General features: G+C 68.4%; 26 protein-coding genes and 4 pseudogenes. 12 read left to right on the top strand and 18 right to left on the bottom strand.

The features are described 5' to 3' along the window. Nucleotides 1-6: 6 nt before the first annotated feature. Nucleotides 7-405, bottom strand: coding sequence for a winged helix-turn-helix transcriptional regulator (locus SNA_RS20200; protein WP_030067588.1), 399 nt, complete (start codon nt 403-405; stop codon nt 7-9). Between the two features lie 77 nt (nt 406-482). On the opposite strand from SNA_RS20200, the gene SNA_RS20195 reads away from it, so the two are divergent. Next, nucleotides 483-1,466, top strand: a complete 984-nt coding sequence (locus SNA_RS20195) for a zinc-binding dehydrogenase (protein WP_051877375.1) — start codon at nt 483-485, stop codon at nt 1,464-1,466. A gap of 159 nt (nt 1,467-1,625) precedes the next feature. On the opposite strand, the pseudogene SNA_RS44065 reads toward SNA_RS20195, so the two are convergent. Together SNA_RS44065 and SNA_RS20190 are read right to left on the bottom strand one after the other, a co-directional pair. Continuing rightward, nucleotides 1,626-2,040 (bottom strand): annotated as a pseudogene (locus tag SNA_RS44065) (transposase); the annotation flags it as partial. A 217-nt stretch (nt 2,041-2,257) separates the two neighbouring features. Continuing rightward, nucleotides 2,258-3,109, bottom strand: coding sequence for a class I SAM-dependent methyltransferase (locus SNA_RS20190; RefSeq protein WP_104532022.1), 852 nt, complete (start codon nt 3,107-3,109; stop codon nt 2,258-2,260). Nucleotides 3,110-3,376: 267 nt separating this feature from the next. Between SNA_RS20190 and SNA_RS20185 the strand changes: the two genes are divergently transcribed. From SNA_RS20185 to SNA_RS20160, 6 genes and pseudogenes are all read left to right on the top strand, one after another. Beyond that, the gene (locus tag SNA_RS20185; protein ID WP_241779789.1) at nt 3,377-4,237 is read left to right on the top strand and encodes an alpha/beta fold hydrolase; all 861 of its coding nucleotides are present in this window, start codon (nt 3,377-3,379) and stop codon (nt 4,235-4,237) included. 886 nt (nt 4,238-5,123) lie between these two features. Continuing rightward, on the top strand, nt 5,124-5,666 hold the full coding sequence (locus tag SNA_RS20180) for an MOSC domain-containing protein (protein WP_078970047.1): 543 nt from the start codon (nt 5,124-5,126) through the stop codon (nt 5,664-5,666). A gap of 129 nt (nt 5,667-5,795) precedes the next feature. Continuing rightward, complete coding sequence (locus SNA_RS40055; protein ID WP_051877374.1) at nt 5,796-6,488, top strand: helix-turn-helix domain-containing protein; 693 nt, start codon at nt 5,796-5,798, stop codon at nt 6,486-6,488. Further along, nucleotides 6,452-6,907: pseudogene (locus SNA_RS20170) on the top strand (Crp/Fnr family transcriptional regulator); the annotation flags it as partial. The gene SNA_RS40055 and the pseudogene SNA_RS20170, both read left to right, overlap by 37 nt. Before the next feature lie 167 nt (nt 6,908-7,074). Continuing rightward, nucleotides 7,075-8,295 carry a family 2 encapsulin nanocompartment cargo protein terpene cyclase gene (locus tag SNA_RS20165; RefSeq protein ID WP_275042024.1) on the top strand — a complete coding sequence of 407 codons (1,221 nt, stop codon included), beginning with the start codon at nt 7,075-7,077 and terminating at the stop codon, nt 8,293-8,295. Nucleotides 8,296-8,311: 16 nt separating this feature from the next. Then, nucleotides 8,312-9,181: a geranyl diphosphate 2-C-methyltransferase gene (locus SNA_RS20160; RefSeq protein ID WP_030067580.1), complete on the top strand. Its 870-nt coding sequence runs from the start codon at nt 8,312-8,314 to the stop codon at nt 9,179-9,181. Nucleotides 9,182-9,591: 410 nt separating this feature from the next. Here the strand turns inward: SNA_RS20160 and SNA_RS40050 are convergent. The 4 genes and pseudogenes from SNA_RS40050 to SNA_RS41440 form a co-directional block, all read right to left on the bottom strand. After that, a pseudogene (locus SNA_RS40050) lies at nt 9,592-10,278 on the bottom strand (glycoside hydrolase family 11 protein); the annotation flags it as partial. A gap of 335 nt (nt 10,279-10,613) precedes the next feature. Next, a complete protein-coding gene (locus SNA_RS20155; RefSeq protein ID WP_051877373.1) occupies nt 10,614-11,414 on the bottom strand; it encodes a GH12 family glycosyl hydrolase domain-containing protein in 801 nt (266 codons plus the stop codon). Between the two features lie 710 nt (nt 11,415-12,124). Next, entirely contained in the window at nt 12,125-12,370 is a 246-nt protein-coding gene (locus SNA_RS20150; protein ID WP_275042023.1) for a hypothetical protein, read from the bottom strand. A 36-nt stretch (nt 12,371-12,406) separates the two neighbouring features. After that, nucleotides 12,407-12,637 carry a PadR family transcriptional regulator gene (locus SNA_RS41440; RefSeq protein WP_044366563.1) on the bottom strand — a complete coding sequence of 77 codons (231 nt, stop codon included), beginning with the start codon at nt 12,635-12,637 and terminating at the stop codon, nt 12,407-12,409. A gap of 602 nt (nt 12,638-13,239) precedes the next feature. Between SNA_RS41440 and SNA_RS20140 the strand changes: the two genes are divergently transcribed. Next, on the top strand, nt 13,240-14,595 hold the full coding sequence (locus SNA_RS20140; RefSeq protein ID WP_044366100.1) for a S53 family peptidase: 1,356 nt from the start codon (nt 13,240-13,242) through the stop codon (nt 14,593-14,595). Nucleotides 14,596-14,884: 289 nt separating this feature from the next. On the opposite strand, the gene SNA_RS20135 is transcribed toward SNA_RS20140, so the two are convergent. From SNA_RS20135 to SNA_RS43320, 5 genes and pseudogenes are all read right to left on the bottom strand, one after another. Then, nucleotides 14,885-15,373 carry a hypothetical protein gene (locus SNA_RS20135; protein ID WP_030067574.1) on the bottom strand — a complete coding sequence of 163 codons (489 nt, stop codon included), beginning with the start codon at nt 15,371-15,373 and terminating at the stop codon, nt 14,885-14,887. A 360-nt stretch (nt 15,374-15,733) separates the two neighbouring features. Further along, nucleotides 15,734-15,886 (bottom strand): annotated as a pseudogene (locus tag SNA_RS20130) (SDR family NAD(P)-dependent oxidoreductase); the annotation flags it as partial. 194 nt (nt 15,887-16,080) lie between these two features. Continuing rightward, complete coding sequence (locus tag SNA_RS38410; protein WP_051877372.1) at nt 16,081-16,362, bottom strand: hypothetical protein; 282 nt, start codon at nt 16,360-16,362, stop codon at nt 16,081-16,083. Next, nucleotides 16,359-16,841, bottom strand: a complete 483-nt coding sequence (locus tag SNA_RS38405) for a hypothetical protein (RefSeq protein WP_157880005.1) — start codon at nt 16,839-16,841, stop codon at nt 16,359-16,361. Before SNA_RS38405 ends, SNA_RS38410 begins: the two co-directional genes overlap by 4 nt. A 132-nt stretch (nt 16,842-16,973) precedes the next feature. Next, entirely contained in the window at nt 16,974-17,141 is a 168-nt protein-coding gene (locus SNA_RS43320; RefSeq protein WP_107070877.1) for a response regulator, read from the bottom strand. A 273-nt stretch (nt 17,142-17,414) separates the two neighbouring features. Here SNA_RS43320 and SNA_RS20120 point away from each other — a divergent pair, with 273 nt between their 5' ends. Continuing rightward, nucleotides 17,415-18,131 (top strand): hotdog family protein, encoded by a 717-nt coding sequence (locus SNA_RS20120; RefSeq protein ID WP_044366560.1) that lies wholly within the window; start codon nt 17,415-17,417, stop codon nt 18,129-18,131. A gap of 208 nt (nt 18,132-18,339) precedes the next feature. Here SNA_RS20120 and SNA_RS20115 read toward each other — a convergent pair whose 3' ends face one another. Next, on the bottom strand, nt 18,340-18,804 hold the full coding sequence (locus tag SNA_RS20115; protein ID WP_030067572.1) for a GNAT family N-acetyltransferase: 465 nt from the start codon (nt 18,802-18,804) through the stop codon (nt 18,340-18,342). A gap of 212 nt (nt 18,805-19,016) precedes the next feature. Next, nucleotides 19,017-20,345 (bottom strand): amino acid permease, encoded by a 1,329-nt coding sequence (locus SNA_RS20110; protein WP_044366096.1) that lies wholly within the window; start codon nt 20,343-20,345, stop codon nt 19,017-19,019. 275 nt (nt 20,346-20,620) lie between these two features. Here SNA_RS20110 and SNA_RS45265 point away from each other — a divergent pair, with 275 nt between their 5' ends. The 3 genes from SNA_RS45265 to SNA_RS20100 all read left to right on the top strand — a co-directional run bounded on the left by SNA_RS45265 (nt 20,621) and on the right by SNA_RS20100 (nt 23,054). Then, the gene (locus SNA_RS45265; RefSeq protein ID WP_420823506.1) at nt 20,621-20,746 is read left to right on the top strand and encodes a hypothetical protein; all 126 of its coding nucleotides are present in this window, start codon (nt 20,621-20,623) and stop codon (nt 20,744-20,746) included. 321 nt (nt 20,747-21,067) lie between these two features. Beyond that, complete coding sequence (locus tag SNA_RS20105) at nt 21,068-22,243, top strand: permease (RefSeq protein ID WP_030067569.1); 1,176 nt, start codon at nt 21,068-21,070, stop codon at nt 22,241-22,243. Nucleotides 22,244-22,523: 280 nt separating this feature from the next. After that, nucleotides 22,524-23,054 (top strand): MarR family winged helix-turn-helix transcriptional regulator, encoded by a 531-nt coding sequence (locus SNA_RS20100; protein WP_078970122.1) that lies wholly within the window; start codon nt 22,524-22,526, stop codon nt 23,052-23,054. Here the strand turns inward: SNA_RS20100 and SNA_RS40030 are convergent. The 4 genes from SNA_RS40030 to SNA_RS20090 all read right to left on the bottom strand — a co-directional run bounded on the left by SNA_RS40030 (nt 22,996) and on the right by SNA_RS20090 (nt 26,669). Continuing rightward, nucleotides 22,996-23,589, bottom strand: a complete 594-nt coding sequence (locus SNA_RS40030) for a nitroreductase family deazaflavin-dependent oxidoreductase (RefSeq protein WP_078970040.1) — start codon at nt 23,587-23,589, stop codon at nt 22,996-22,998. The genes SNA_RS20100 and SNA_RS40030 overlap by 59 nt on opposite strands. A 111-nt stretch (nt 23,590-23,700) precedes the next feature. Further along, entirely contained in the window at nt 23,701-24,909 is a 1,209-nt protein-coding gene (locus tag SNA_RS20095) for an FAD-dependent monooxygenase (protein WP_030067567.1), read from the bottom strand. Then, a complete protein-coding gene (locus tag SNA_RS42545; RefSeq protein ID WP_157880004.1) occupies nt 24,906-25,313 on the bottom strand; it encodes a hypothetical protein in 408 nt (135 codons plus the stop codon). Before SNA_RS42545 ends, SNA_RS20095 begins: the two co-directional genes overlap by 4 nt. Nucleotides 25,314-25,805: 492 nt before the next feature. Next, nucleotides 25,806-26,669 carry a LysR substrate-binding domain-containing protein gene (locus SNA_RS20090; RefSeq protein WP_051877370.1) on the bottom strand — a complete coding sequence of 288 codons (864 nt, stop codon included), beginning with the start codon at nt 26,667-26,669 and terminating at the stop codon, nt 25,806-25,808. Nucleotides 26,670-26,783: the final 114 nt, after the last annotated feature.

The raw sequence follows: 26,783 nt of genomic DNA, 5'->3' as shown, positions 1-26,783 counted from the left end.
GCCCGTTCAGTCGGCGTCGGGTCTCTGCTCTGTCGCGGTGTCGTAGGCGGCGCGAGCTTCGGCGATGGCAGACCGGTGACGCTCGGCCCAGCCCACCAGCCCGGTCAGCGAGTCGTGGAGTTCTCGGGCCATGGGCGTGAGGGTGTACTCGACCTTGGGCGGCACGGTCGGATACACGGTGCGAACGAGCAGTCCGTCCCGCTCCAGCCTGCGCAGGTTGAGGGTGAGCATCCGCCTGCTGATGCCGTTGATGGAGCGTTCGAGTTCGGTGAAGCGGACCGGGCCGTGGGCGGCGGCGATCAGGATCCCGATGCTCCACTTGCCTGCCACACGGTCGAGCACCTCGGTGACCGGGCAGGCCTCGTCCCTCAGCGCTTCGGTAACACGGGTGTGACTGCGTGACATGAAAGTGCCTCCTTCCGATGAGCAGCAAGGTTATCGATGATGGCTGCTGTTACAAGTCGTCAACCAAGGGGGAAGACATGTCTGTTCGTGCTCTCGTCGTCGATCCGTCCGCATCCACCGCCGTCCGCCTCGCCGAGGTTCCCGACCCCGTGCCCGGGCCGGGCCAGGTCCTGGTGGCTGTCTCCCACGCCTCGTTGAACTACGGCGACCTCAACGACGCCCGCTCAGGGCGGATCCCTGTGGGCGCGGTGCTCGGTTCGGACGCCGCCGGAGTGGTCATTCAGGCCGCAGGCGATGGAACCGGCCCGGCGGTCGGCACCCGGGTGGTGGCCCTGACCTCGGGGGCGTTCGCCGAACGCGTCGCGATCGACGTGGGTGCGCTCGCCGAGGTGCCGAAGAGCTTGGACCTGGCGCAGGCGGTGGCTCTGCCGGTCGCCGGTGTGGCGGCACTGCGCTCGCTGCGCGCTGCCGGGCTCGGACCGGACAAGCGAGTGTTGGTCACCGGGGCCTCCGGCGGGGTTGGCCGGTTCGCCGTCCAGCTGGCGGCGCGGGCCGGTGCCCACGTGATCGCGTCCGTGGGCTCGGCAGCCCGCGGGGAGGGGTTGGCCGAGGCCGGCGCCGACGAGGTGCTGATCGGACTGGAAGGACTCCAGCGACCGGTCGACGTGGTTATCGACAGCGTCGGCGGACCTCAACTGGTCGCGGCATGGAACCTGCTCAGTCCCGGGGGCAGTGTGCAGAGCGTCGGCTGGACATCGGGGGAGCCGGCGGTCTTTCCGCCGTATGCGACCGTCGGCCCGGCCAAATCGCTGACCTCCTTCGTCATCGAGGGCGGCGTCGGCGCGGACCTGGCGGTTCTCACCGAGCTGGCCGCTGAGGGGGTCCTCACCGTCGAGATCGGCTGGCAAGAATCCTGGGACCGCTTCGACGAGGCCGCCGAGGCCCTCCGCGGGCGCCGTGTCTCCGGAAAAGCGGTCCTGGCGGTGGCATCGGGTGAACTGCATGCCCCGGTACCTTCTCTGCTGGATCTGGATCTGGATCTGGATCTGGATCTGGATTAGGTCTGGTCGGACGATCGGATCACGTGCGGGGCCAGACGACCGGGGATGCTGTGGTGGCATTGCCAAGGAAGATGCAGCCGCGTTTGCCATAGGTCATAGCGAGTGCCACGGCCCGGCACTGCTTCAGCCTGTTGACCACCCGCGCCCCTTTGACGCAAGGACCGGCGGAGGGTCGGTACGGGCACCAGCCGCGTGCTGATGGGCTCGCACGATGGTGGAGGCGACCGAGACGTCCCAGTCGATCTCGCCCGCGGCGTCGGCCACGGCCTGGACCTGCCGCAGCAGACGTTCCCAGGTGCCGTCGGCCGAGCACGGCCGGTGGCGTTCACAGACGGTCTTCCAGGGCCCGAACCGAACCCGAACCGTTCGGGCAGATCCCGCAACTGCACTCCGGTCCGCACGCGGTGCGGGATCCGTCAATCACCTGACGGTGATCCCGCCACCGGCCACAACGTCCATTGCTGACCGGTAGGAACGGCCGCAGTCGTTCCCACTCCGCATCCGTCAGATCACCCCGCCTCAACCCACATCCGCCCCATCCCACATCAACGACCCAGGCACGGGGCAGTGACATGATCGGCCGGACAGGTCCTGGCCGCGCAAGTTCCGCTCTCCGGCACCGCGGGCCTCTCCTTGCCGGGGAGCTGGCCGCCAATCCCCGGCAGCCGACCGGCTTTCCTCATGAGTGGTCGTAGGCGGTCAGTGCGCGTATGACCGGCTGGCCGTGCATGAACCTGGCTCCACTCATCAGGCCCCCTTGGAATCGATCATCTGGGGAACCGGGAGACGCTCTACCGGCGGACCGCCGAGATCAGTCCGCCGGGCCGCTCCTCGCGCTCCGGCGGGGTGTTGATCGGGCGGCCGTAGGCGGCAGCGCGCTCGCGCAGGGTGTGGCTGTCGGCCTCCCAGCCGTGCCCGGCCAGCCAGCCCACCGGGTCGTCGGGCATCTCCGAGACCCACATGGACGCCGCTGATCCCGGCACGGCGTCCGCGCCGAAGCGCTCGATCACGCCGCGCGAGCCCAACGTCAGCCCCATCCGACTGCCTGCCGCCGACTGCGCGCTGATCCGGGCCAGCAGCAGCTCCACCGCGTCCTCGGGCAGATAGATCAGCAGTCCTTCGGCGATCCACACGGTCGGCAACGCCGGGTCGTGCCCTGCGGCGGCCAGCGCGCCTGGCCAGTCCTCACGCAGATCCACCTCGACGGTGATCCGCTCGCAGCGTGCGACGGCCTGCTCCTGGCGCAGCACCGAATCCTTGAAGTCCAGTGGCGCGGCGGTGTCGACCTCGAACAGCCGGGTGCCCTCGGGCCAGTCCATCCGGAAGGCCCGGCTGTCCATGCCGGCGCCGAGCAGTACGACCTGCCGGACCCCGGACGCGGAGGCCCGCTGCAACAGGTCGTCGAGGAACTTCGTCCTGATGACGATGGAGAACGACACGGCCAGCCGGCGGCGCCGCGCGGCCTCGTCATCGGGCAGCGGCGGCGATGAGGGCCATAGGCCGCCGGCGGTGGCGAAGGCTTGTGCCAGTGGGTCGCGGAACAGCGCGTTCTCCCGCTCGGTCTCCAGCGCCCGCACCCTGGCCACCCCCACTGCCGTGGCCCACACTCCCGACGGCTGCACCCGCTCCTGCTCATCAGTCACCGCGCCAGCCTAGATGATCGACTCCAGGGGGCCTGATGAGGGGAGCCAGGTTCATGCGCGGCCAACCAGTCATGCGCGTACTGACCGCCTACGACCACTAAACCGCTTGGAATCGATCATCTAGATCCGTCACACCATCGATCATGTCGGCTCAACGAGTCGTCCACCAGCTCGTCACCGGTTCCAGAACAGGGGTAGGTACTCAGCTTGTTCTCCAACCTTTGGCGGAGCTTCAGTGAGACCGGTAAGTTCTCCGCAGTGACCTTGATGGAGACGCAGGGCCTCACGTCGATGACCGACGAGGCCCAGTTGCGCTGGATAGCGCTGGGAGACACGACCCGGAAGCTGCCCGTGGTCATGCTCCATGGCGGTCCGGGGCTGCCGGACTACCTGGGCGATGTCGCCGCCATGGTCGGGGACCTTGCGCCCGTGTACCGGTACGACCAGCGTGGCACAGGCCGGTCCCCTTGGCAGGGACGCCATTCCCTCGCCCGGCATGTCGACGATCTCGCCGAACTGCTCGACGCATGGGACGTGCCAAAGGCCGTGCTGATTGGGCACTCCTACGGCACCGACCTGGCGAGCCGGTTCTGCCTCAAGCACCCTGACCGAGTTGCCGCGATGCTGCTGATGTGCGGGCCGTTCGTCGGTGATTGGCGCACCAGGGACCGGGCGGAGCGCGATCGCCGCATGTCCGCATTACAGCAGGAGCGGCTCCATGCATTGGAGGAGACGCCGGACCGCACGGAGGAGCAGGAAGTCGAGCTGCTCACGCTGGCTTGGTTCACCGACCACGCCGATCCGGAACTCGGGTGGCGCTGGGCCGCGCAGGGCGCCCGGCGGCGTCGCCCCATCAACTGGGCTATGAACGGCGAACTTGGCAGGGAAGGACGCGCGGACCCGCTTGATGCGCATCTGGCCGAGCTGCGCGCGTGTCTGCCCGCGCGAGCAGAGCTCCTCGGTGGTGCCGATGATCCTCGCCCTGTGTCGGCACTTGAATCCGTCGCGCTCCGGCTCGATCTTCCGCTGACGCGGATCAAGGGTGCTGGGCACGAACCCTGGTTGGAGCAGCCCGACGCCGTACGTGCGCACCTTCGGCGATTCGTGCAAGGCGCGGTGGGCGCATAAGGCTTCGACCAGTTTGCTGGCTGGCCTTATCACCGGCACTCGGCACTGCGGCGGGTCCGGTGTCGAAATGCAACGCGAACTAGGTAGCTGACCTGGGTATTCTCCGCATGCTGAGGCGGCCTTCGTCTGATCGTGTGCTCCGACCCGCGCGCCGCGTGCAGCACGATGTGTGCACGCGTGCGCAGCCGGTGCTCGTTTTTGCGGCCGTAGGCCATCTTCTTCAGCCGCTCGCGCTCTTGGGCGGTCGGGGCAATCGGGCGGGCCGAGGCAACAGGCAAGGCAGGCGGGCCGATCGGGAGAAGTGGATCACGATGGCTGATAGCCTGCCGCATCGTCTCCCGGGTTCCTTGGGCAAGGTGGCTGCTATGGCCACACCTTCGGAATCGACCCGGCTCTCACGGGAGCAGCAGCTCGGCGGGCACGCCCGTACCACCTGGCCCCAGCTGACGCGGCTGCGAGTCTGCCACCGCGGGGCTTCGTCTACTTGGACGGCGAACTGCCCGGGGGCGAGACCTCCGAGCTGATGCGCCTGCGCTACGCCGGATCTGCCACGCTGATGCGCCTGTGCTACGGCGGAACTGCCACCAGGTGGGGCTTCGCCCCGTATCACGCCAGCAGCGACCGCTACCAGGACGCCGCCATCCTGCCCCCGGCGCCTTCGCCGGTATCCCCGAAGACGCCCTCGACTGCGCTGCGGGGACCACCTCGCTGCACCCGACGTCTGACCAGACGACAAGCATGCCACTGGCTTCAAAGTCAACCTCCGAGGGACTTCCGGAGCCGACCGCTTATGACCCCACCCGGGATTGATTGTGGATGCTGTGCTTTGAGCAGCGAGGGCTAGGCTCGTGGCTGATCACGGTTACCGACGAGGGGGTTTCGAGGTATGAGCGGGAGAGTGACGGCGGTCAGCAGCAACGGGGAGTACTCGTTCACCAAGCCGAACCGGGACAGCGTCAGGTTGCTCGCCGGGCTCGGTGTGGAGGGAGACGTGCACGCCGGTGTGACGGTCAAGCACCGCTCGCGCGTCGCGCAGGATCCCACCCAGCCGAATCTGCGCCAGGTCCACCTCATTCATGAAGAGCTCTTCGCCGAGGTCGGCGAAGAAGGGTTCGCCGTGGCGCCCGGCGAACTCGGTGAGAACATCACCACGCGCGGCATCGATCTGCTCGGTCTTCCGGTCGGCGCATTGCTGCGCGTCGGCGACTCGGCGGTCCTGGAAGTCACCGGCCTCCGCAATCCCTGCCTGCAGATCGACAACTTCCAGGACGGGCTGCTGAAGCAGGTCGTCGGCCGCGACGAGGCGGGGAACGTCGTGCGCAAAGCCGGAATCATGAGCATCGTGAGGGAAGGCGGCGTGGTGCGCCCTGGCGACACGATCGAAATGGAACTTCCCAGCGGTCCGCACCGACCCCTGGGCAGCGTCTGACCAGCCTCCCGGGCGGGCCGTGACATGACGACGGCCGCGCGGGTTCTTGAGGTGTGAAAGATCAAGCAGGCTCGCGCGGCCATAGTCCATCCTGCCTTCTGCTGCGTCGCGCGCCACCATCTCGGCGAGTTGATCGAAGAACTCGCGCCATGCTGGGAAGCGCGCTGCGGGTCCGCGCTGCACGAACGGCGCCAGGGCGCGCGCCGGCGGCAGGCCGGTGCCGGGCCGAAGTACGAACTCGTCTTCACCGACCGGCTGCTGGCCACCCTGGTTCGCCTGCGCACCGGCCTCAGCCACGAGGCTCTCGGCGTGATCTACGAGGTGGGCTCCTCCACCATCGGCCGCGCCATCAGCGAGATCCGTCCGCTCCTGGCGGAGCGCGGATGTGCCGTCCCCGACCGGCTCGGCCTGCGACTGCGCACCCTGGAGGACGTGTTTGCCTACGCCGCCGCCGAGAACATCACCCTGCGCATCGACGGCACCGAGAGCCAGGTCCGGCGCCCCGGGGCCAACCGGCGCGGCAGGCGGGCCTTCGTCTCCGGCAAGCGCAGGCGCCACCGTCGTCGCGGGAACGACCCTGCTGATGGCGGCAGTTTCCCTGAGCAAGGTGCTGCCGCGGAAAGCTGGCGAATGCAACTGTTATGCACCGTTACGCACCGATATCGCCGACGGCGCCGGACATGGCGATCAACACCCCGCACCAGTGCCCCACCCCAACGAATCCCCGTGAGCGATCCGGCCGAGGGCGCGTACCCGATCAGGAACGCCAAGACCGCCCCGTACAGTCCGGCCCGCCCACCCCGGACGACCTCGACGACCTGATCAGCATGCGCCGTGGGACCAAGTACATCTTCGCCCACCCGCGCGCCATCGCCGCGTTCGGCAAGGAGTGCAACAAGCGGGGCATCTACTTCGGCAGCGTCGACGTCGACGGCCACCACATTCCCGCCTGGCGGGGCGTACCCATCCTGCCGTGCGGCAAGATCCCGATCACGGAACACCAGACCTCGTCCATCATCGCCATGCGCACCGGCGAGGACAACGAGGGCGTCATCGGCCTGCACCAGACCGGCATCCCCGACGAGGTCGAGCCCGGACTCAACGCACGGTTCATGGGAATCGACGACAAGGCCATCATCTCCTACCTCGTCAGCACCTACTACTCCGCTGCCGTACTCGTCCCGGACGCGATCGGCATGCTGGAGAACGTCGAGGTACGCCCGCGTGAGTCGCGTGACTGAGCACCCGGTCCGGCGCGTAAAGGAGGGCTGAGACGGTGTCGATGCTGTCCCGGGTGTTCGCCGCCCCGGCCGCCCAAGGGGCGGCGGGCCTGGTGGGCGCCTTGCTGTCCGATCCGGCACGTCCCGGGAGCGGGAAGGGGGATCTGTTCGCCTCGCCGCCGGAGACGCTGGAACCGGCGGAACCGGCGGAACCGGTTGTACCGGCGGCCGAGCCGCCCGTACAGCCGGCGAAGGAGGTGGCGTGGCTCCCCGGCGGCCCGACCGGCCTGGGCACGTCAGCGGCAAGGGCCCTCCTTCCGCCGCCCGCAGACCACTGCCGGTCCGCAGCCGTGGGCCAGAGCCGGTCCGCACCCGTGGGCCACGGCCGGTCCGCACCCGTGGGCCAGGGCCGGTCCGCACCCGCGACCCCGCCCCGCGCCGGTGACCCGATTCCGGGCCTGTACTGCCCGCCCGCCGTGCCGGCCGACCCGGCCAAGGTCGCCGAGGTGGACCGGCGACTCGAAGCCTGGGCCCACGAACTCACCCTGTTTCCCCCCGAATGGGCCGGGGACTTCGCCGGCTTCCAGGTCGGCCGTGCGGTCGTCCTGCAACACCCCGCGGCGGCCGACCGTGAGCGACTGGTCATCGCGGGCAAACTGCTGGTCGCGGAGAACGTCGTCGACGACTGCTACTGCGAGGACTACGGCGGATCCCCCATCGGCCTGGGCGGCCGGCTCATCATCGCGCAGAGTGCCCTGGACCCCCTGCACACCGCCGCCGCGTACCAGCAGCAGTGGTTCGAGGGGCTGGACGCGGACGCTTCGCTGCGCTCCTACGCCGATGCCATGCGGGCCTTCCGGGACGTCGCCACGCCCAGTCAGGCCACCCGGTTCATCCACGACATGGCGCGCCTGCACATGGGGTATCTCGCCGAGGGCGCGTGGGCGCAGACCCACACCACTCCGCCGGTGTGGCAGTACCTGACGATGCGTCAGTTCAACAACTTCCGCCCCTGTCTGTCCATCGTGGACACCGTGGACGGCTACGAGCTGCCCGAGCCGCTCTACTCCCGGCCTGAAGTCCAGCGCGTCACGGCGCTGGCCTGCAACGCCACCACACTCGTCAACGACCTGTACTCCTTCACCAAAGAGATGGCCAACGACGAGCACCACCTCAACCTCCCGGTGGTGATCGCCGCCGAGGAGCGCAACGGCCTCAAGAACGCCTACCTGAAGGCCGTCGACATCCACAACGAGATCATGCACGCCTTCGAGGACGAATCCGCCGCCCTCGCCGCCGAGGAACCGGCCCTGGCCCGTTACACCACCAGTCTCGCCGCCTGGGTCGCCGGCAACCACGAATGGCACCGCACCAACACCTACCGCTACTCCCTGCCCAACTACTGGTGAGAGACAAGGCAACCGCATGACCACCACAGCGCCCCGCGTCAGCGCGGCCCCGGCCCCGACCATCAGTCCCTACCAGGAGTCGGTGGCCGACTACTGGAACCACGAGAAGAACCCCGTCAACCTCCGTCTGGGAGAGGTCGACGGCTTCTACCATCACCACTACGGCATCGGCGACGCCGACTGGTCGGTCCTGGACGGGCCCGAGGACACGCGCGACGAGCGCATCATCGCCGAACTGCACCGCCTGGAGTGCGCCCAGGCCGACTTCCTCGCCGACCACCTCGGCGCCGTCGCCGCCGACGACCGTCTCCTGGACTCCGGATGCGGCCGGGGCGGCGGCAGCCTGGTCGCCAACAAGCGCTTCGGCTGCCACGTCGACGGGATCTCCATCTCCAAGACCCAGGTGGCCTTCGCCAACGAGCAGGCCAAGAAGCACGGCGTGGACGACAAGGTGCGCTTCCGCCTCAAGAACATGCTCGACACCGGCTTCGAGACCGGCTCGTTCCGCGGCATCTGGAACAACGAGTCCACGATGTACGTCGACCTGTCGCTGCTGTTCGCCGAATACGCCCGCCTCCTGGCACGCGGCGGCCGGTACGTCACCATCACCGGTTGCTACAACGACACCTACGGGCTGCCCTCCCGCGAGGTCTCGACGATCAACGCCCACTACATCTGCGATATCCACCCCCGTTCCGCCTATTTCAAGGAGATGGCGAACAACCGGCTCGTGCCGATCAGCGTGGTGGACCTCACCGCGGCGACCATCCCGTACTGGGAGCTGCGCGCCAAGTCCTCCCTGGTCACCGGTATCGAGGACACGTTCCTGACCGCGTACAAGAACGGCAGCTTCCAGTACCTGCTGATCGCCGCCGACCGCATCTGATCCCGCCGACCGCTTACGGGACGCACCCTGGACAGCCCGGCATGCGTCCCGCAGCACGGCATCGGCATCATCCACCCGTGATGCCGCACACGACCGCCTCGCGGACGAACCCGAGCCACCCGACGACGTCTCCTCCTGGCCCAGCGCACACGCATCCTGAAGCACCTCGCTCAAGAGGGCATCCAAGAGGGCATCCAAGAGGGCATCCAAGAGGGCATCCAAGAGGACATCCAGGAAGACAGCTGTCACCCGCACCAATGCCCCAGCTGTCCACTCCGCATCCTCAGCGGAGACCGCGGGGCCGTAGTCGACCAGGTCGTCTTCCAGCTCGTCTTCCAACTCGTCTTCCTTGTCTTCCCGCGGCAGCGCGTCGCGGTGCGGCTGCCGCTGCGGCAGCCGGAGGGGAGTCAGTTCACCGTTATGTTGGAGCTCCCGCTGCTTTGATATCCCTCTGTTGAGAGCATCATGTAATTGAAACCGCCCAGGTTCATTCCATGGCCGGCCCATGCGTCAAAGTGGTTGCCGGTAGTTATAGTTCCACCGGTCCTTTGCGTCTGCCGGACACTCCAGTACTGATTGAACGTTGCCGTTCCTTGGATGGAGGGCTGGTTGATTTGAGTCGTCTCGTAGATGTCGTACGTACCGCCGTCACTGGTGACTGTGCCCTTGTAGGTTCCCGTGGGCCTATAAGTGCCCCAGTTGTCAACGATGTAATATTCCACGAGTGGGTTTGTCGTCCACCCGTAGAGAGACAGGTATGCGTTACCGGACGGACTGAAGCTGCCTGAGTAGTTCACACTCATGCGTCCGCCAGTGCTCCATCCTGTACCCGCAGTGAAGTTCCCGCAGTTGGACCATGAGGTGTGGTAATTACCGCCGGACCCCAAGGTCATGGAGACCGATCCGCCGCCATTGGTCCAGAACGAATAGTAGTAGCCGTTGTTGGTGCCGGTTTGATTCGTGGTGATGGCCGTGGCGCCGTCGGCGATTTCGGGCAGCATTATCGCGGCTGTCCCTGTGACCAGTGCCAGGGCGCCGGCCCGCGCGATGAAGCTCCTGCGGTTGATCGGGTTGGCTGGGGTGTTGTCCTCGTACATGTTTCCTCCTCGTGATCCGACCCGGTGGGCCTGTCGGTGGCCACCCGCGCCGCGCCGCAGCGCCAGGTGTGGGGCCCGGCTGTGCTGGAGGGCTCCATTGAGTGCCCATTCGGTGCTACTTCAGCGACCGGACCTGGCTGGGCTGGGCTCCGCTGCCATAGCAGTCCCAGATCTGGAACAGGCACCGTTGCCGGACCAACCGGCGTCCAGGCACTTGCCCGACTGCGGGTTAGTGACCGTGTTGTTGGCGACGTCCAATTCTGGTTCCGGCCGCCGTAGCGGCCCGGCAGTTGGACGGGTGTGCCGTCGGTCGTGCCGGAGCCGCTGATGTCCAGTCAGTGCCCGCTTGCCTGTCCCGTGTGCGCGGCGGATGTACCGTCGCCGTTGGGGGTGTAGGAGAAGGAGTTCACGGCCAGGCCGGGGCCGCCGACCCATGGCTCGAAGCCGAACTGCACGCTGGTCATGTACCAGGAGGGCTGCAGGTAGTTGCGTGCGATCGAGTCGTCGGTGAAGTCCTTGATGTGCACCGTGGTCGCGTTGGTGGGCTGCTGGCGGACGTAGGAGACGGTGTTCCAGGCGGGGCTGCTGCCCTGTCGGGCGTACCACACGTCCCAGTTGGCGCCTTCCAGCCGGACGGTGCCGACTTTCGAGCCGAACGGCTGCGGTGGCCCGGCGTGGTTGGCCCAGATCATCAGCTCTTCACCGTTGTTCTGGCCCGTGGGGTTGGGGTTGGTGTCGAACCAGATGTCGTAGGAGGCGTCCCACTGGCCGCTGTTGGGAGTGGTGAAGTTCACGCTGGACTGCGGGTCGGTGAAGGAGGACACCTGCTGCGGGAGGCCGTTGCCGGTGGAGCATCTGCCCCAGTGGCAGCCTGCGTAGATCGACGGATAGGCCGCCGGCGCGCCATGGCCCGCCAGGTTGTGGTCGCCGGTGGTGACGTTGAAGCCGTTGTCGGAGACGTCGATGCACTGCGGGATCGAGTCGCCCCACTCGTTGTTCTGGACGATGTACTTTCCGCCCGGCACCGTCGTGCTGCCGGACTTGTCACAGATGGTGGTGGTACCGGCTGACGCCGACGGCGTCACCACCAGCCACGACAAGCACAGCAGTGCGGCAGCCAGCAGGGCCGTTAACACCCCGCCCCTGTGCCGCGGTCGGCTGAGGAAGCTTTTCACGGTGGTCCTTTCGATACTTGAACTCGATCCGACGTATCCAGGCCGTTGAAGTTCAAGGAAGAGAGTCTGGGGGGCACTCCCGTCTAGCCGTAGACAAGGACGCCCCTTCCGGTGAAAGCGACAGGCAGTTGGCACTTCGTGGTCTGAAGCGAGCAACTAGGGCCAAAGACCGGCCCGTTGGCGCCGAGGAGCGTCCGCGTTCCTCGGCGCTGCACTTATAAAGCCAGCACTTGCTTCCAGGTGTCAACAAGTCCGGGATATTCACTTCTTGAACGCGGAGGTCTAACTTGACGTCACACCGATGCTCCTCACTCGCCGGATCCCTTGCTTCTGCGGGTCTGTGCAGCCGACGGCTCTGTCGAGGGGTCGGTGGTGTCGGATCGTTGCGCCATGTCGCGATGAGTTGTGGATCACACCAGTGAGCTTGTGTGCCTGGAGTTTTGAGGGTTGTCACCGAAGGTCATCGCGGACGTGACGGACGAGAGCAAGCTGATCCGGTGCGGGCACAGATGCCCGAGGTGCCGGTGGCGTGCCTGCGGCGCGGCGCTGAGGCGGCGCGGGTACACGGCTATCACGAGCGGACGGTCGCCAACGTGTCGCACTTGCCCAGCCTCAGGTCAGGAGCACTTCTCTCTTTTGATCAAACCGCGGACGGCTCACCTCGTGAAGGGCTAGGTCAGTTCCGCTAGGACCTCTTCGAGCCACCGCACATGCGCGTCCAGAGTGCGGCCCTTGTAGTCGTGGACGTGGTCGAGGATCTGTGCCATCCGGGCACGGTTCACGCTCGGCAGCCACGGCTCTTCGCGAACCTCGCGGGTGTGGAACCGCTCTGCCTGGGCACGCCGGGCCGCCAACTCGGCACGCACCAGGCGGATCTGCTCCTTCTTGCCCAGGAAGATCGCGAAGGTGTAGCGGATCAGGAACTCGGGGTCACCGAACTCCGGCGAGGGTGTCTACGGCTCGACGAGACGGGCTCGCAGCACTTCCTCGCCCGCTTCCGTGACGCGGTAGACCTTCGAGTCCGGGCGGCCTTCGTTGCGTTCGACGGTGAAGTCGACCCAGCCGGCGTCGCACATGCGGCCCAGCGTCCGGTAGATCTGGCTCTGCTGGGTGCGCAGCCGGATCATCCGGCCCATCTCGCTGTCCAGCCAGCGCTTCAGGCCGTGGCCCGTACAGGGACGCATCGCTACGAATCCGGGCAGAACGTGCGGACGTCCGAGCTGGTGGGGTGGGCGGCGCCCTCGGCGCGGTTGACTCGTCCATGGGGATGTCCGGGTGGGAGGCTGGGCAAGACCGCGGTCGTCCGCGAACTGTCGTCGGGTGTCTCTCCGGCGGAGCGGGTCGTCATTCGCAACATGCGCCCCCGCACGTGTGGGTACGGAGCACGCTTGTGTCGAGTGAGCCGTTCTCCGGCATGTGCGAGAAGGCGAGCTTGACGAAGGCTGGGGATGCGCGGGGGGCGGTGAACTGCCCCTGGTCACAAGGGCAGTTGTCGGCTGCTCGGATCGGAGCTCTCCGGACGGTTCTGGAGCGCCTTCCTGGCCTCCTCCCATCCAGCGCATCAAACCAGCGCATCAAGACGGAAGACGGCGGGCGTGAGCGGCGCGTTGCGTGAAGAAGAACACATCGCGAACCCGCCCCAGGTGCTCGAGGATGGGCGGAATTCCGGCCTTCGGAATCTGCGTGACGGATCCGGTTCCAGGCCGACCGCAGCGGTGTGACCAGCCGCTTCGCCGATCCGGTCGCGCCCTGCGCGCGGCCTCGCTCGCCTCAAGGGGAATCCCGTATGCCCACGACGCCCGCGCGCCGTCCGCGCCGCATAGCCCTCGCCACCGCCGCCGCACTCGCCGTCACCGCCCCCGTTCTGGCGGTCGCCGGCTCGTCCGGCACCGCGTCGGCCCACTCGGTGGTGCCGAAGCCGGCGTCGGCGGGGCACGTCCTCACGACGTCCCGGAAGCAGCCGCTGCCCACTTCCGAGTGCCGCAAGCAGTTCGGCGCGGACTGCTACGGCCCCACGCAGTACCAGGCCGCGTACAACACCGGCCCGCTCCTTGACAAGAAGATCGACGGGCGCGGCAAAACGATCGCGATCGTGGACGCCTTCGGTTCCCCGACGATCCAGCACGACCTGGACGTGTTCGACAAGCAGTACGGCCTGCCGGCCACCAAGGTCGACGTGCAGAAGTGGGGCAAGGTCCCGCCGTTCGATCCCAAGAACCACGACATGACCGGCTGGGCCGGCGAGACCACGCTCGACGTCGAGTACGCGCACGCCATGGCGCCCGGCGCGAAGATCAAGCTGATCGAGACGGGTGTCTCGGAGACCGAGGGCTCCCAAGGCCTGCCCGAGATGATGGACGCGGTCAAGGACCTCGCGGCCAAGGGCAGTGCGGACATCGTCAGCTTCAGCCTCGGCGCGAGCGAGGACAGCTTCGCCGAGCAGGCCAAGAAGTCCGGCGACTACCACCTGCTGAAGAACCTGCGTTACGGGCTCAAGGCCGCTGCCGCCGCGAAGATCACCGTTCTGGGCGCCAGCGGCGACGACGGCGCGACCGACTACAAGCTGGACGGCAAGCACACCTACGCCCACCGCGAGGTCGGCTGGCCCGCCTCCGACCCACTGGTCACCGCCGTCGGCGGCACCCGCCTGCACCTGGACGACCAGGGCAAGCGGCTGAAGGCGGACGAGGTGTGGAGTGACGCGGGCGGCGGCGTCTCGCGGGTCTTCGGGCGCCCGGGCTACCAGGACGGTGTCAAGAACGTCACCGGCGCCCACCGCGGTCTGCCCGACATCAGTATGAGCGCCGACCCGGCGGGCGGTGCCTGGGTCTACAGCAGCTACGACCCGAGCGCCACGGGTTGGGAGGTTACCGGCGGCACCAGCCAGGCCACCCCGATGTTCGCGGGCATCGTGGCTCTGGCCGACCAAGCCGCCGGCAAGCGGCTGGGGAACCTGAACGAGAAGCTCTACGAGCTGGGCGCCAGGAACGCGGCGGGCAACGGGGTCGTCGACGTCACCCGCGGCGACAACTCGGCCCACGGCGTGAAGGGTTACCGTGCCACCAAGGGCTACGACCTGGCCTCCGGCTGGGGCACCCTGGACGCCGCCCGCCTCGCGAAGGCGTTCTCCGGGCGCCACTGACGACTTGCCCACGCCGACGGGGCCCGCGAGCGCGCGGGCCCCGTCGGCATATCTGAACTCCCTTATGTGAAGGGGGAGTTGAGACCCGCGGCTCGGTGCGGTGCCGCTGGGCTGTGGTGCCGGTGAAGTCGTAGAACGCCGGCCGGGAGGCCCATGCTGTTGGGCCTGGGTGAGCCAGATGGGCTGCCGCGTTCAAGATCAGTTGATGGTAGTCGAGGGCCGGCGCGCCGGGCTCGTTGACCATCAGCGCACTGCCCATGCCGTGGTGACCGGCCCTGACGTGGCGGAATCAAGTGTTGCAGAAGACGCAGCCTTCCCAGTGCGGCAGTGAGCTCAGTACTCGGTGCCGCACGCACGAGGCCGAGGCGGCTTCGTCGGCACTCGGGAACGTACCGCTGTGGCGCTCGGCAATCGCCGGATCGAAGGCATCGACCATGTCCCGGAACTCGTGAAGATAGTCCTGGGCGAACGGCGGGTCGTAACGCAGTTCGTCCCACCGGTGCCGACGCAAAGCGAGGTCGATCACGCGCAGCACGAAGTCCTTCGCTTCGGCTTGCTGCTGCCGGGACCGGCCCCAGTCGATGTCTTCCAAGTCGAACCCGACTGCCCCGCGCCCCATGATGCTCTGGTCCTGCAATGTCAGCAGGGTGGCGAAGCGATAGTCCCACGGTCTGCCGGCGAGGTCGGTAACCGCCAGCATGAGCACCTCGACAAAGACCGACGTGCCTCCGTTGGACATGGACAGACTGCGGGTCCCTCCATGGAACACGTTCCCCATGCCCGCCACGGTACCGCCCTGTGCCGGTTTGACGCCGGTGCCGAGGCGCAGCCAGGGCTGTCAGACGGCGGAGAGCGGGTCACTGGACCGGTGGGTGCGCTGGATGCGGATTTGAGCCGCTCGTCCGGACCTGCACTCCGCCCATGGGGCGTACGAGTGCCGTGAGGTAGTGCCAGCAACAGGCCCCCTGTGCGCTGCGCCCAACCGTTGCGGGTTCGGCGACCGTCGGCCCGGCGACGGCAGCCGAGGCCGAGGCCGAGGCGCCGGAGAACTGGCGCGGGGCGTTGCACGGCCTCGGCTGGCGATTCTCAGCTGCCCCTGCCCCTGCCCCTGCCCCTGCCCTCGGCGAAACGGTGGTCCTCAGGCATGCTGCCCGACCAGCTGGCCGGCGAGTTTGGTGAGGCACTTGAGCGTGCGCTCCTCGGTCGCGACGGGGGCGGGCTCCACGCGCTGGTCGCGGTCGTAGTAGGTGCCGTTGACGATCTCCGTGGCGGGGTCGCAGAGGCGTACGACAGGACGGCGCTCACCCCGCTGGTCCGTCCAGACTCTTGCAGGCCCGCTCACCGAGATCCGTGCCCTGCCCTGCCCTGCGCAATCAAGCCAGGAGGGCGCTTTGCCGCCAGCCCTGGTCAACCCCGGCGCGGTACTTTTGCGATACACAAGAAGACTGGAGCGAACTCCCGTTGTTCGCAATTGTCATGCCCGTTCTACCGGCCGACCCGTCCGAGCCGCAGGTCTCGGTGGAGGAACCACGCCGTACCTGCGACGACCGCCCCGCACACTGCGGGCACGACCGGCCACGGGAGGCCCGTCCACACGGCGATCAGGCCCACGGCGGCGCATGCGGCCCCCGCAACGATGAGCAGCCACTTGCCGTACGGGCGCCAAGTGAAGAGTCCGGGGTCGCGCGGCCTGACCAGACGCATCACACCGAACATCAGCGCAAACGCCGCCAGCAGCCCCGCGAACGTGCCGATGGCGGCTGTCATCTGGGGTTCGTCGCGAGGCGCGTCGGAGGAATTCTGGCGTACGCCCCCTCGGCGACCACCACGACGACACCGCGCCACACGGTACCGGTGACCCGGGCCCCCCGCTGAAGCCCGCTCAGCACCGGCTCCGAGTCGCCGAAGCGCACGACCCTCCTGGGGAAGGGCTCCGGGCCGAGCAGGGTCGCTCGTATGTCCTTGGGGGTGTTCCGGGTGCTCTCGACGGTGAAGGCGACCTTCCGCAGGCAGTCCTCAGACCTGGGTATCGCCGTCAGGGTGGGGCACGCCTCGGCCGCTTTGTACTCCCGGTACAGGGTGCGATCGGTGGGCAGCCAGGTGGTGAAGACGGTGTAGCAGGTCAGTGCGGCGGCCAGGGACAGAACGATCAGTGCCGCACCCACCAGCCGGTTCCGGCCGACTCTCGGCGGGGGCGGCGGCGGTCCGTCCGCCCCCTGGACGGTGCCGGTTCTCATTGTGGTCATCGCTGGTCTTCCCCGCCGTTCCCCATGAAATACGAAGGACATCAGTCTCTTCCAGCCGCGATCAAGCGGGAAAGGGGATCGTACCGTCAGCCGGAGGTCGTTCGTCCTTGCCGTACTCGGGCAACGCGATCATCAGAAACGCTTGCGCGTCCGGCGCGACACCACCGCCCGCAGGACTCGATGCCCCCCGAGGGCCTGCGGACCATCGGTGACGACGTCCACGGCGTAGCCGTCTTCGGTCAGCGCCCGCCGCGGCAGTTCGCGCATCCTGGGCTCGTCCTCGACCACCAGAACCCGCATCGCCACCTCCTCCAGACCCCGGTATGCCTGACCCCCGGTATGTCACAGCTGGCCGTGCTGGGAGCCGCCGCGGTGCTCGCCGTTGCAGGGTGCGCCGGCGCCACCGGACATGCCGACTCGGGCGCGGCCATGAGCCCGATCGGCAGCCGGGTCGGGGCCAAGGCGTTCGACCGTCACGGTGGGGTCCTCTCGGGGGCGGGCAGGGGCGGGCAGGGGCGTCGAACGTACCCCGCTCTCCGGCCGCAGGGACGGGGGTGTGGTGGAGTGAGCGTCATGACCGATATCGAGACGATCACGGTGCCCGGCCATCTGCGGGGGTATCCCGGGGTGGCGTTCGGCGGATACGTAGCGGGGCTGCTCGCCGGGCGGGTGGCGGCCAAGACCGTACGGGTGGACTTCCGACGGCCGACCCCGGTGGAGGTGCCGGTGGGGCTTGCGGGGACCGCCGACGGTGGGGCCGTGCTGACCGGTGCGGACGGAGTGCTCGCGGTGGCCACGCCCGATGAGTTGGACCTCGAAGCGCCTGAACCGCCCTCCTGGGACGAGGCGTCGGCGGCGGCCGAGGCGTACCGCGCGGCTCCGCCGGAGGGGGCCGTGGACTGCTTCGGGTGCGGACTCGACCGCACGCCCGACACCGGCCTGCGCCAGCACTGCGGGGTCGTGGCGGGACGGGATCTGGTGGCCGCCGCGTGGACGGCGGGGCCCGCACTCGCCGACACCGAGGGAATGCTGCGGGCGGAGCTCGTGTGGGGGGCGCTCGACTGCCCGGGGAACGCGGCGGGGCGGCTGCGGGGGGCTTTGCGGGAGGGGGCGGTGACGGCTTCGCTCACGGCTCGGCTGCTCCAGCCGGTGCCGGTTTCCTCGCGGCTGGTGTCGTATGCGTGGGTCCTCTCGGAGGAAGGGCGGAAGCACCGGGTCGGTGCCGCCTTGGCCACGGCGGGGGGCGACCTGTGCGCGGTCGCCTCGGCGCTGTGGGTAGATCCCCGGTAGCATCCCCGGAGTCGGCCGGGGGCTCCCGAAGTTGGCGGCTCAGCTGACGCGGGTCCGGCCGACTCGGCCGGACCCGCGCGGGCGGCAGGGCCTGATGCCTCGCGGTCACCCTGCTGGGCCGCACCGCTGCGCGGAGCTGTGCGCGCACCTCAGCGTCGATGCCCTGAGCCGGCCTTCGCTGGTGCGTCGCCGTCGGTCGCGTCTCGGTTCAGCGTGCTTCCAGCAGCTGGTCCGACGGCTCAAACCCGGCCCGGCGGTAGAGGGGGACGCTGCGGTCGGACGGCCAGACGATGAGTACGTCCATCCCTCGGCTTCGAGCGTGCAGCCGCAGGGCCTCAAGCAGTTGGGACCCGAACCCGCGGTTGCGCTGTGGAGGAACGACGTAGAAGTTCGTCACGTAACCGACAGGAGTGTTGTCCTCGTAGGGATCCGGCACTCTCTCCACGAGGTGGAGGAAGACATGGCCGCAGATCTCCTCCCCCTTCTCCATTACCCAGGCCAGCCAACGTCCGCTGTCGAGCCGCTCCCGGATCCACTGCTCGGCCTGTTGCACGGACCGAACCGGTGTGGAGACCTCTCCTTCGTGGTCTTCTTGCTTGAACGCCCAGCGCAATCGGGCCAGAACGGGAGCGTCGGCGGCGCAGGCTTGGCGCACGTGGAAGTCGGTGGTCACCAGGCGAGTTTCGCGCACTCCGATTCTGTTCCGCTTCCCTTTTTCCGGCGCCTGGTACCAGTGGGCGCGTTGGCTCCCCCACGGGACGGGACGGGACGGGGCGGAACGGGACGGGGACGGGGCGGCCGACCGCCCCCGCGCTGCCTGCACTGGTTCTGACCGCGCGCTCGCAGACCCTGCACCATCGTGCGCACAGCTGGGGGCTCGCTGGTTCAGGCTGTCATCGTCTCGGCCTGTGCTTCGATGTCCTCTATGCCGCTGGGGCGTCCCGCACGTGCCCACCGGATGTACAGGGCGCCTGCGATGACGAGGGTCGCTGCGAGGGAGAGCACCGGCCAGCCACGTAGCAGGTTGACGGCGAGCGTGAAGGCGACCGCGCCGGCGGCGAGGCCGTTGACCCAGGCCAGGCCGGGCTTGTTCTCCGTGCGGGCGAAGCTGGCCATCGCCACCAGGCCGACCAGGAAGCTGACGAAGACGGCGACCGCGTAGAACAGGACCAGTTCCTGCTCTTCGCCTGCTGCGACCACGATGATCACGGCGGCGGCGAGCAGATAGGCCACGACCGACCAGTACGGCGTGTGGTGCTTGTTGGTGCGGCCCAGGATCGGCGGCAGGACGCCGGGCGCGCCCGCCGTTCCGGCCAGGGCCTTGAGCAGTCCGGGCCCTGCCTGGAAGGAGGAGCTGGCCGCGGCGAGCAGGAGCAGGGAGCTGGTGAGCTGGAACGCGCTGTACAGCCAGCCGGTCCCGGTGGCGGATCGTGCGATGTCGGCGATCTGGGTGGAGTCGGTGCCCGGGATGCCGATGTGCAGGCGCAGTGCGAGGGCGGTGAGCGCGATGGTCAGTCCGCCGACGATGATCAGCAGCAGGGCGAGGGTGCCGCGGCCGAAGCGCCTCCGGCGGGTGTCGTCGAGCTGCCCGAGCTGGGCGATGGCGGTGGAGGGTGCTTCGATGCCGGTGGCCAGGGCCATCGCGACGGGGAAGGCGAGCACCACGGCAAGCGCGGCGGGCCGGCCCGCATCGGTGGTGATCGGGGCGTGGCCCAGGGCGTGGGGGTGGGCGAATCCGAGGATGAGTACCGCGACGGAGACGACGACGAACAACACGGTCATCGCCGCAAACAGCAGGCGGCCGCCGTGCCCGAACCAGGTCAGGCCGGCCACCAGCACCAGTAGCCCGAGGGCCAGGGGGACGCGGACATCGGCGAGTGCGGGGAAGAGCGCGATCGCGGCGCTGGTCGCTGCCGCGATCGAAATGCCGATGGTCAGTACGAAGTCGACTACGAGCGCCCCGATGGGCAGGAAGGTCCAGCGCGGCCCGAACGCCCGCCCGGCCGCGGCTGCTGCCCCGCCGCCTTTGGGGAAGCGGCGCACCAGCTGCCAGTAGTTGGCGGTCACGACGATGACCAGACCGACCACGAGGGACATCGTGGGCAGCAACAGCGCCAGGTCACCGTGCAGGGCACGTAGGGCGGCCTCGATGGCGTAGGCGACGGAGGAGACCGGATCCGCGATCACCGCGAAGGCGAAGGCGATGAACAGCACCGATGTACGCGGCCCCCGGCGCGAGCGCCCAGGAGACGAGGCTGCGGAGGGGGCGGTTCGGGGGAGGAGGGTCATGCCAGGAAAGCCCTTCAAGGCCGACGACGAGGAAAACTCACTGCATGCCGACCAGACTTCCCGGCTCACCGGGTGTTAACGATACGACAGGGGGGCGCTATGGATCCGTTAAGGAAGCGTCAAGATCAAGGGCATCGGCGTCCACCGCCGTCGTCATCCTCTTCGAGCTCACTGGCCAGTACTCGATCATCCTGCCGCTGATGCTCGCCATCGTCCCGGCCCCCCTCACCAGCCAGCTGCTCTCCCGCGACGCCATCTACGCCCTCAAGCTGCGCCGCCGGGCGTCCTCGACGTCCTCACCTGATGCACCAACCGGTCGTGGCTGAGCCGGGACCTGCTGGCCGCAGCCTCAACACCGCCCAGTGCGGTTGGGGTGGAGTCACGGGGCCGGAGGACTCTTCGCCACGTGACCGGGGGTGCGGGCAGGGGGCTGCGGCCCTGTCGACGCCACGTCGCATTCCACCGCTGGTCGGGTGGGCCGCAGAGGAGTACGGGCTTGACCGGAAAGCGTCAGGGCGTAGGCGTCGACGGGTCGGAACGTGGTCGCGTCGACGGGTCGGAACGTGTTCGCGCCCCCGGCTGGGGTTACCCCTTAGGGGTACACGATTCGGGCGGTGCGCCGAGCACAGCCGAACAGGAGGAGGCCCATGCACGCAATCTGGCACGCACTGTCGATCGCCGGTTCGATGGCGTGGGAGATCACCTGGGCCCTGATCCTGGGGTTCGCCCTGTCCGCCGTGGTCCAGGCCGTGGTCCGCAAGTCCACCGTCGTCTCCCTGCTGGGCGACGACCGCCCCCGCACCCTGGCCGCCGCAGCCGGGCTGGGCATCGCCTCCTCGTCCTGCTCCTACGCGGCGGTCGCGCTGGCTCGCTCCCTGTTCCGCAAGGGCGCCGACTTCACCGCCACGATGGCGTTCGAGATCGCCTCCACCAACCTGGTGGTCGAACTCGGCGTGATCCTGGCCCTGCTCATGGGCTGGCAGTTCACCGCCGCCGAATTCGTCGGCGGCCCGGTGATGATTGCGGTGCTGGCCGTGCTGTTCCGGCTGTTGCTGCGCGACAAACTCCTGCGTGAAGCGCGCGAGCAGGCCGGCCGCGGCGTGGCCGGCTCCATGGAGGGCCACGCCGCGATGGACATGTCCGTTCGGCGTGAGGGTTCCTTCGCCCAACGGCTGTTCTCCCGCGAGGGCTCCACCTCGGTTTCCCACGCCTTTGTCATGGAGTGGGCGGCCATCCTGCGCGACCTGGTCGCGGGCCTGCTGATCGCCGGTGCCATCGCCGCCTGGGTTCCTGACTCCTTCTGGCGCGCCTTCTTCTTCGACGGTCACCCACTGGCGGCCAAGCTGTGGGGACCTCTGATCGGGCCGGTGGTGGCCATCGCCTCGTTCGTGTGCTCCGTAGGCAACGTGCCGCTGGCCGTGGTGCTGTGGAAGGGAGGCATCAGCTTCGGCGGGGTCGTGGCCTTCCTCTTCGCCGACCTGGTGATCCTGCCGATCCTGAACATCTATCGGAAGTACTACGGCGCCCGTATGGCGCTGTTCCTGCTCGGTACCTTCTTTGCCGCCATGGCCGTGGCCGGATACCTGGTTGAGTTCATCTTCGGAGGCCTCGGTCTCGTTCCCGACCGCGCCGACGCCACCGTCCCGGACAGCGGGGTGAGTTGGAACTACACCACCTGGCTCAACGTCGCCTTCCTCCTGCTGGCTGCTGCCCTGGTCATCCGGTTTCTGCGTACCGGCGGCAAGGACATGCTGAGCATGATGGGCGGCTCTCCCGACTTTGGCCACGACGGCACCACCCGGGCCCGACACTCCCAACGCTGATCAGCCAGCGGAAGGCGATCGCTCCGAGTCCGGCACCGGCCCCCACGAGCAGGGCCAGGACCAGCAGGCCGGCCTTGGCCTCACGGAGGGCGGAGGCGGCGGCGGGTATGCCGCGGCGCACGAGCGGAGGCGTACCCGGAGTGGGGCCGGCAGCTGCGGGTTCAGCGGGATTCACCATGTTTGCATTATGCAATATGGGATTTTGCGCTGTGCAACTGTTGCTCAATCCTTGAGACGGGGGCCGGATCGAAGCGGTGCGAAGGAGTGTAGAAAGGTGTACATGCCCAAGCGTGCGCCCATCGCGGCCCCCTCTTCCCCTGTTGACGACGCGCCCGGCGACATGGCCGACGGTGCGGCCGACGAGGTTGTCACCGCGGTCCTGACGGCCTCTCGGTTGCTGGTGGCGGTCTCCGCCCGCTCGCTGGCCTCCGCCGAGGACACCCTCACGCTCCCGCAGTTCCGGATGCTGGTGGTCCTCGACAGCCGGGGGGCGATGAACATCTCCCGGCTCGGCGAGCACCTGGACGTCATACCGTCCACGGCCATGCGCATGGTCGACCGGCTGGCGGCCGCAGACATGGTGGACCGCAAGCCCAATCCCACCAACCGGCGTGAGATCTTCATCAGCCTCACCGACGCTGGACGCCGGGTCGTACACGAGGCGACCGAGCGGCGGCGGGCGGAGATCGCCCGCATCGTCGGCACCATGTCGCCCGACCAGCGCGCCGGGCTCGTGGCGACTCTCCAGGCGTTCACCGAGGCCGGTGGCGAACCCCTCGCGCACGGGCCCCGCACCGACGTCGGCTGGTGACCGCCCGCCTTGAGCGACGACGCGACATCCGACGACGCCCATGGCACCCTGCGACCGTCCGTCGGGCCATCCATCGGGCCGTCCGACGCGCCTCCGGGCATTCCTCAGCGGTGCCGTCGACCTCAAGTCCGCAGACGCGCATGAGCCTTCGGGCGAGGCGGGGGTGGCGGCAGGCATATGCGGCCATGGCGCGTCCGGACGCTTCGGGAGTGAGCGGGTGGGCGGTGGCTCGGAGGCGGCGACCGCCGACCTGAACGGTGACGGCGGGTGTCTGCCGGATGTTGCGGTACCACGCGGCGCCGGTGCCGAAGCCAGAGGCAACCAGGAATGTGTCGTCCTGGGGGTCATGCGCCACGACCTCCAGGACGACCTGCCGGGGCTTCCCGCTGACGCGGCCGGTGTGAGTGAGCAGCAGAACGCGAGTGCCGAGGAGCCGCCCCAGGTGCCAGCGGTAGAGGTGGATCGGGGCGCGTGCCACCAGGCGACGCAGCCCGGTGGGTGAGGGGACGTCCCTGAGTTTGTACGGCACGTTCATGTCCTCCTGGGGGTGGGGTGCGGGCACGGGCGGGGTGTACCGGGCCCAGCGGGTGCGGAACGCGCCTGGCCGGGCGGACCTGGTGTGGTGGTGTGGCGCCTCGCCGCCTCACTACCGGGTGATGTGGCGGGGCATCTGACGGGTCGCGTGGAGCTCCTTGACGACGGCTGTCGGCTTTCCCGCCAGCGTCGTAGCGAGGTACCGGCCACCGCCGGGCAGACCCAGGAGTTTCATGACGGCGCGGCGCGCCCGCAGTTGCAGCTGCGACTCCGGGAGGAACCAGCGGGCGCTCTTGCGTCCTACCTGCTGCTTCTCCTCCACGACCGGCCGCCACATCCGTTCGTACCGAGTCAGTCCGTTTTCCAAGCAGTCGGCCCGCGCCAGCTGTTCGGCGAGTACGTAGGCGCCGGCGACACCCAGTGAGGCTCCCTGGCCTGCGAGCAGTGACACCGCCTGGCAGGCGTCCCCTATGAGCACGACCCGGCCCCGGCTCCAGCGCGGCATCGTGATCTGGGCGACCTGGTCGTAGTACACCTCGGCGGACGAAGGGCACCGGCCGAGCGCCCGGGGGACGATCCAGTCGAGCGAGCCGTACTCCTCGCGGACCGCGGCCCTGACATCGGCCGGCAGGGCGGGATCGGGTGTGCGGTGCACGGCAAAGACCGCGACCCGGCCGTCACGCAGTCCGTAGAAGCCCATCTGCCTGCCGACGGTGTCGGTGAGGCAGAACCGTCCCCGCACCTGGGCGTGGATCCCGGGATCGTCGAAGGTGAACGCGGCCGTGTGGAAGCCGAGATAGCGCAGGTACTGTCGTTCGGCGCCGAAGACCAGGCTGCGCACGGTCGAGTGGATGCCGTCGGCGCCGACGAGGAGGTCGGCGTCGAGGGTGCTTTCGTCGGTCAGTGTGAGGCGCACGCCACCGTCGTCGCGGTCGGTGACGTGTGTGAGGGACGTGCCGAAGCGGATGACGACGTTGTTCGAGAGGGACTCGCGCAGGGCTCGCTCAAGGTCGGGCCGCATGATGCTCAGCAGTCGTCCCTGCACGGCCTTGGCGAAGTGTGTGTACTGCACTCCGCCTCGGCGGCGCCCGTTTCCGTCCAGGAAAGACGCTTCCTCGACCTGGTACCCGAGCTCGCGCAGCCGGGGCAGTGCGCCCATGGCCTCGGCGGCGTCGTAGCCAGGCCCGAAGAAGTCGACCATGTAACCCTGCGTTCTAGGGCCTTGCGCCTTCTCCAGGACGACGACATCCGAGCCGAGAGCGTCAAGACGCTGCGCGAGGGCGAGTCCCGCGATCCCGGCACCGCAGACCACCGCTCTCATATGCGGCTCCTCCGCCTCTGCCCAGGGATGGCCCCCGGGCGGCGCGCATGGCGAGCCGAAGCGGAAACGGGAACGCCGTTCGCAAGCGAAGAGGTGCTCGGTGTGCCGTGGCCGGAGGACGGCGGACCGGCCTCTGATGACCGTGCGACGTCCGCCGTCTCCGACGTACCACCGAGGGAACGCCGCGCGACAAGCCTGGCGACGGTCGTCCATGAGCAGCGCAGACACGGTGGGGCGCCCTCCGGGGTGTACGGGGACATCACCCGTACATCGTCGGCGGTGAAGTAGTCGCGTACCTCGCCGCTCGGCAGCTCGCTGTGCACCAGCTCGTACGAGCGGGTCCAGCGCTCGGCGCACCGTGGGCAGATGAACTCGATGAGTTCCACCCCGGTTTCGATGAGCATGTACGGCCCCCTTCCGTGGTTGACGGCACAACCCTCCGGCAGGGCCGGTCTCGGGCTCCGGCCCCCAAGATCAGTATTGCACTGAGCAAAATTGGCACAAGGCAAAATGAGGAATTTCCGTCGGCATCTGGTCTGGGGTAAGCGGTGCCCCGGAGGGGGTTGTGCGCCGAAAACGGGGGAGTGCATCCTTTCGCCCCGCACCTCAGCACTGCGCGCAGGTGTATTGGCGAACCTCGACGCGCAAGTGCAGCACGGCGCGGGTTCGCGGGTTCGCGGGTTCCGGCTGGGTGGTCCCCGGGTGCTGGAGCACTGCCCGCCTCACGGCGGCGCCGGCCTCTCGTGGGCGATGCCTGCCAGAGGTGACCTCGTCCTCTCCGGGTAAGGCGTTCCCCGGGGCCAGGGCCCAGTCGACACCGAACCCGGGCACGTCAATCGCGGGCGCCTGTGGCAGTTGCTGAGCCCGGACGGTCGGCCAGTCGCTGGATACCGATGTCAGTAGCTGCTGTCGAGGCGGGTGGCGATCAGTTTTCTGATGGTCTTCGCGTCACGGGTGGTGACGTGGGTTGCGGTTTGGACGGCGACCACCACCCCGGGAGGTTGGGGGAGGCCATCGACCGGCTGGAGTTTGTCGGGAACCCGGCCCAGCCGCGGCAAGAGTGTGATGCCGATGCCTGCCCGGGCCGCTGACTGGACTCCGGCGAGGTCGGGCGCTTCGGCCACGATGGTGTAGCGGATGCGGGCCTCGTCGAGCGTTTTGAGGGCACCGGTCCGTAGGCCGCAGTGGTGATCGAACAGCACCAGTGGCACCGGTGGCGCGATCGGCATTGTCGTCCCGATGTTCTGTGCCGCGTTCTGTGCTGCGACCCATTGAGTCGGGATGGCCCCTGGCTCGGTGGGGTCATGGGTGATTCGCTGCAGCACCAGTGCCGCGTCGAGCTGATTGTTCGCGATCGCCTCTCGCAGGCGTGCGCTTCGCCCGAGCCGCACCTGGATGGTCTTGTGCGGGAGCGCGGCGCGGAGGTCCTCCACGAGCCCTGGCAGCAGAAGGTCGGCGGCGTGGTCCATGGCGCCGATGGTGAGGGTGTCGACGGGGGTGACGAACTCGGCGACGGCCTCATCGTGCGCCTCAAGGATGGCTGTGGCATGGGTCAACATGCGTTCACCGGCGGCGGTGAACTTGATTCCTCGACCGTCTGGGGTGATCAGTTCTGCTCCGATTCCGTCTTCGAGACGTTGGACGTGCCGGCTCACCGTGGCCTGCGTCAGGTGCAGGGCGTGAGCGGCCTTGTGGAACCCACCGCACGCCGCGACTGCGACCAAGCTGCGCAAGGTGACGATGTCGAGGGTCGTCGTCATGGCTTCATCGTACCGATACCGAAAGGGAATCGATACTGAAACAGAATCATTGTTGGACTGGGGGGCGCCGGCCGTCGGACAGTGGGCGCATGTCGTCCTTGTCGCGCGTCCGCC

The sequence above is a fragment of the Streptomyces natalensis ATCC 27448 genome (assembly GCF_000935125.1).
In the GTDB taxonomy this organism is placed as follows: Bacteria; Actinomycetota; Actinomycetes; order Streptomycetales; family Streptomycetaceae; genus Streptomyces; species Streptomyces natalensis.
This window is presented reverse-complemented; position numbering and strand designations above follow the sequence as displayed.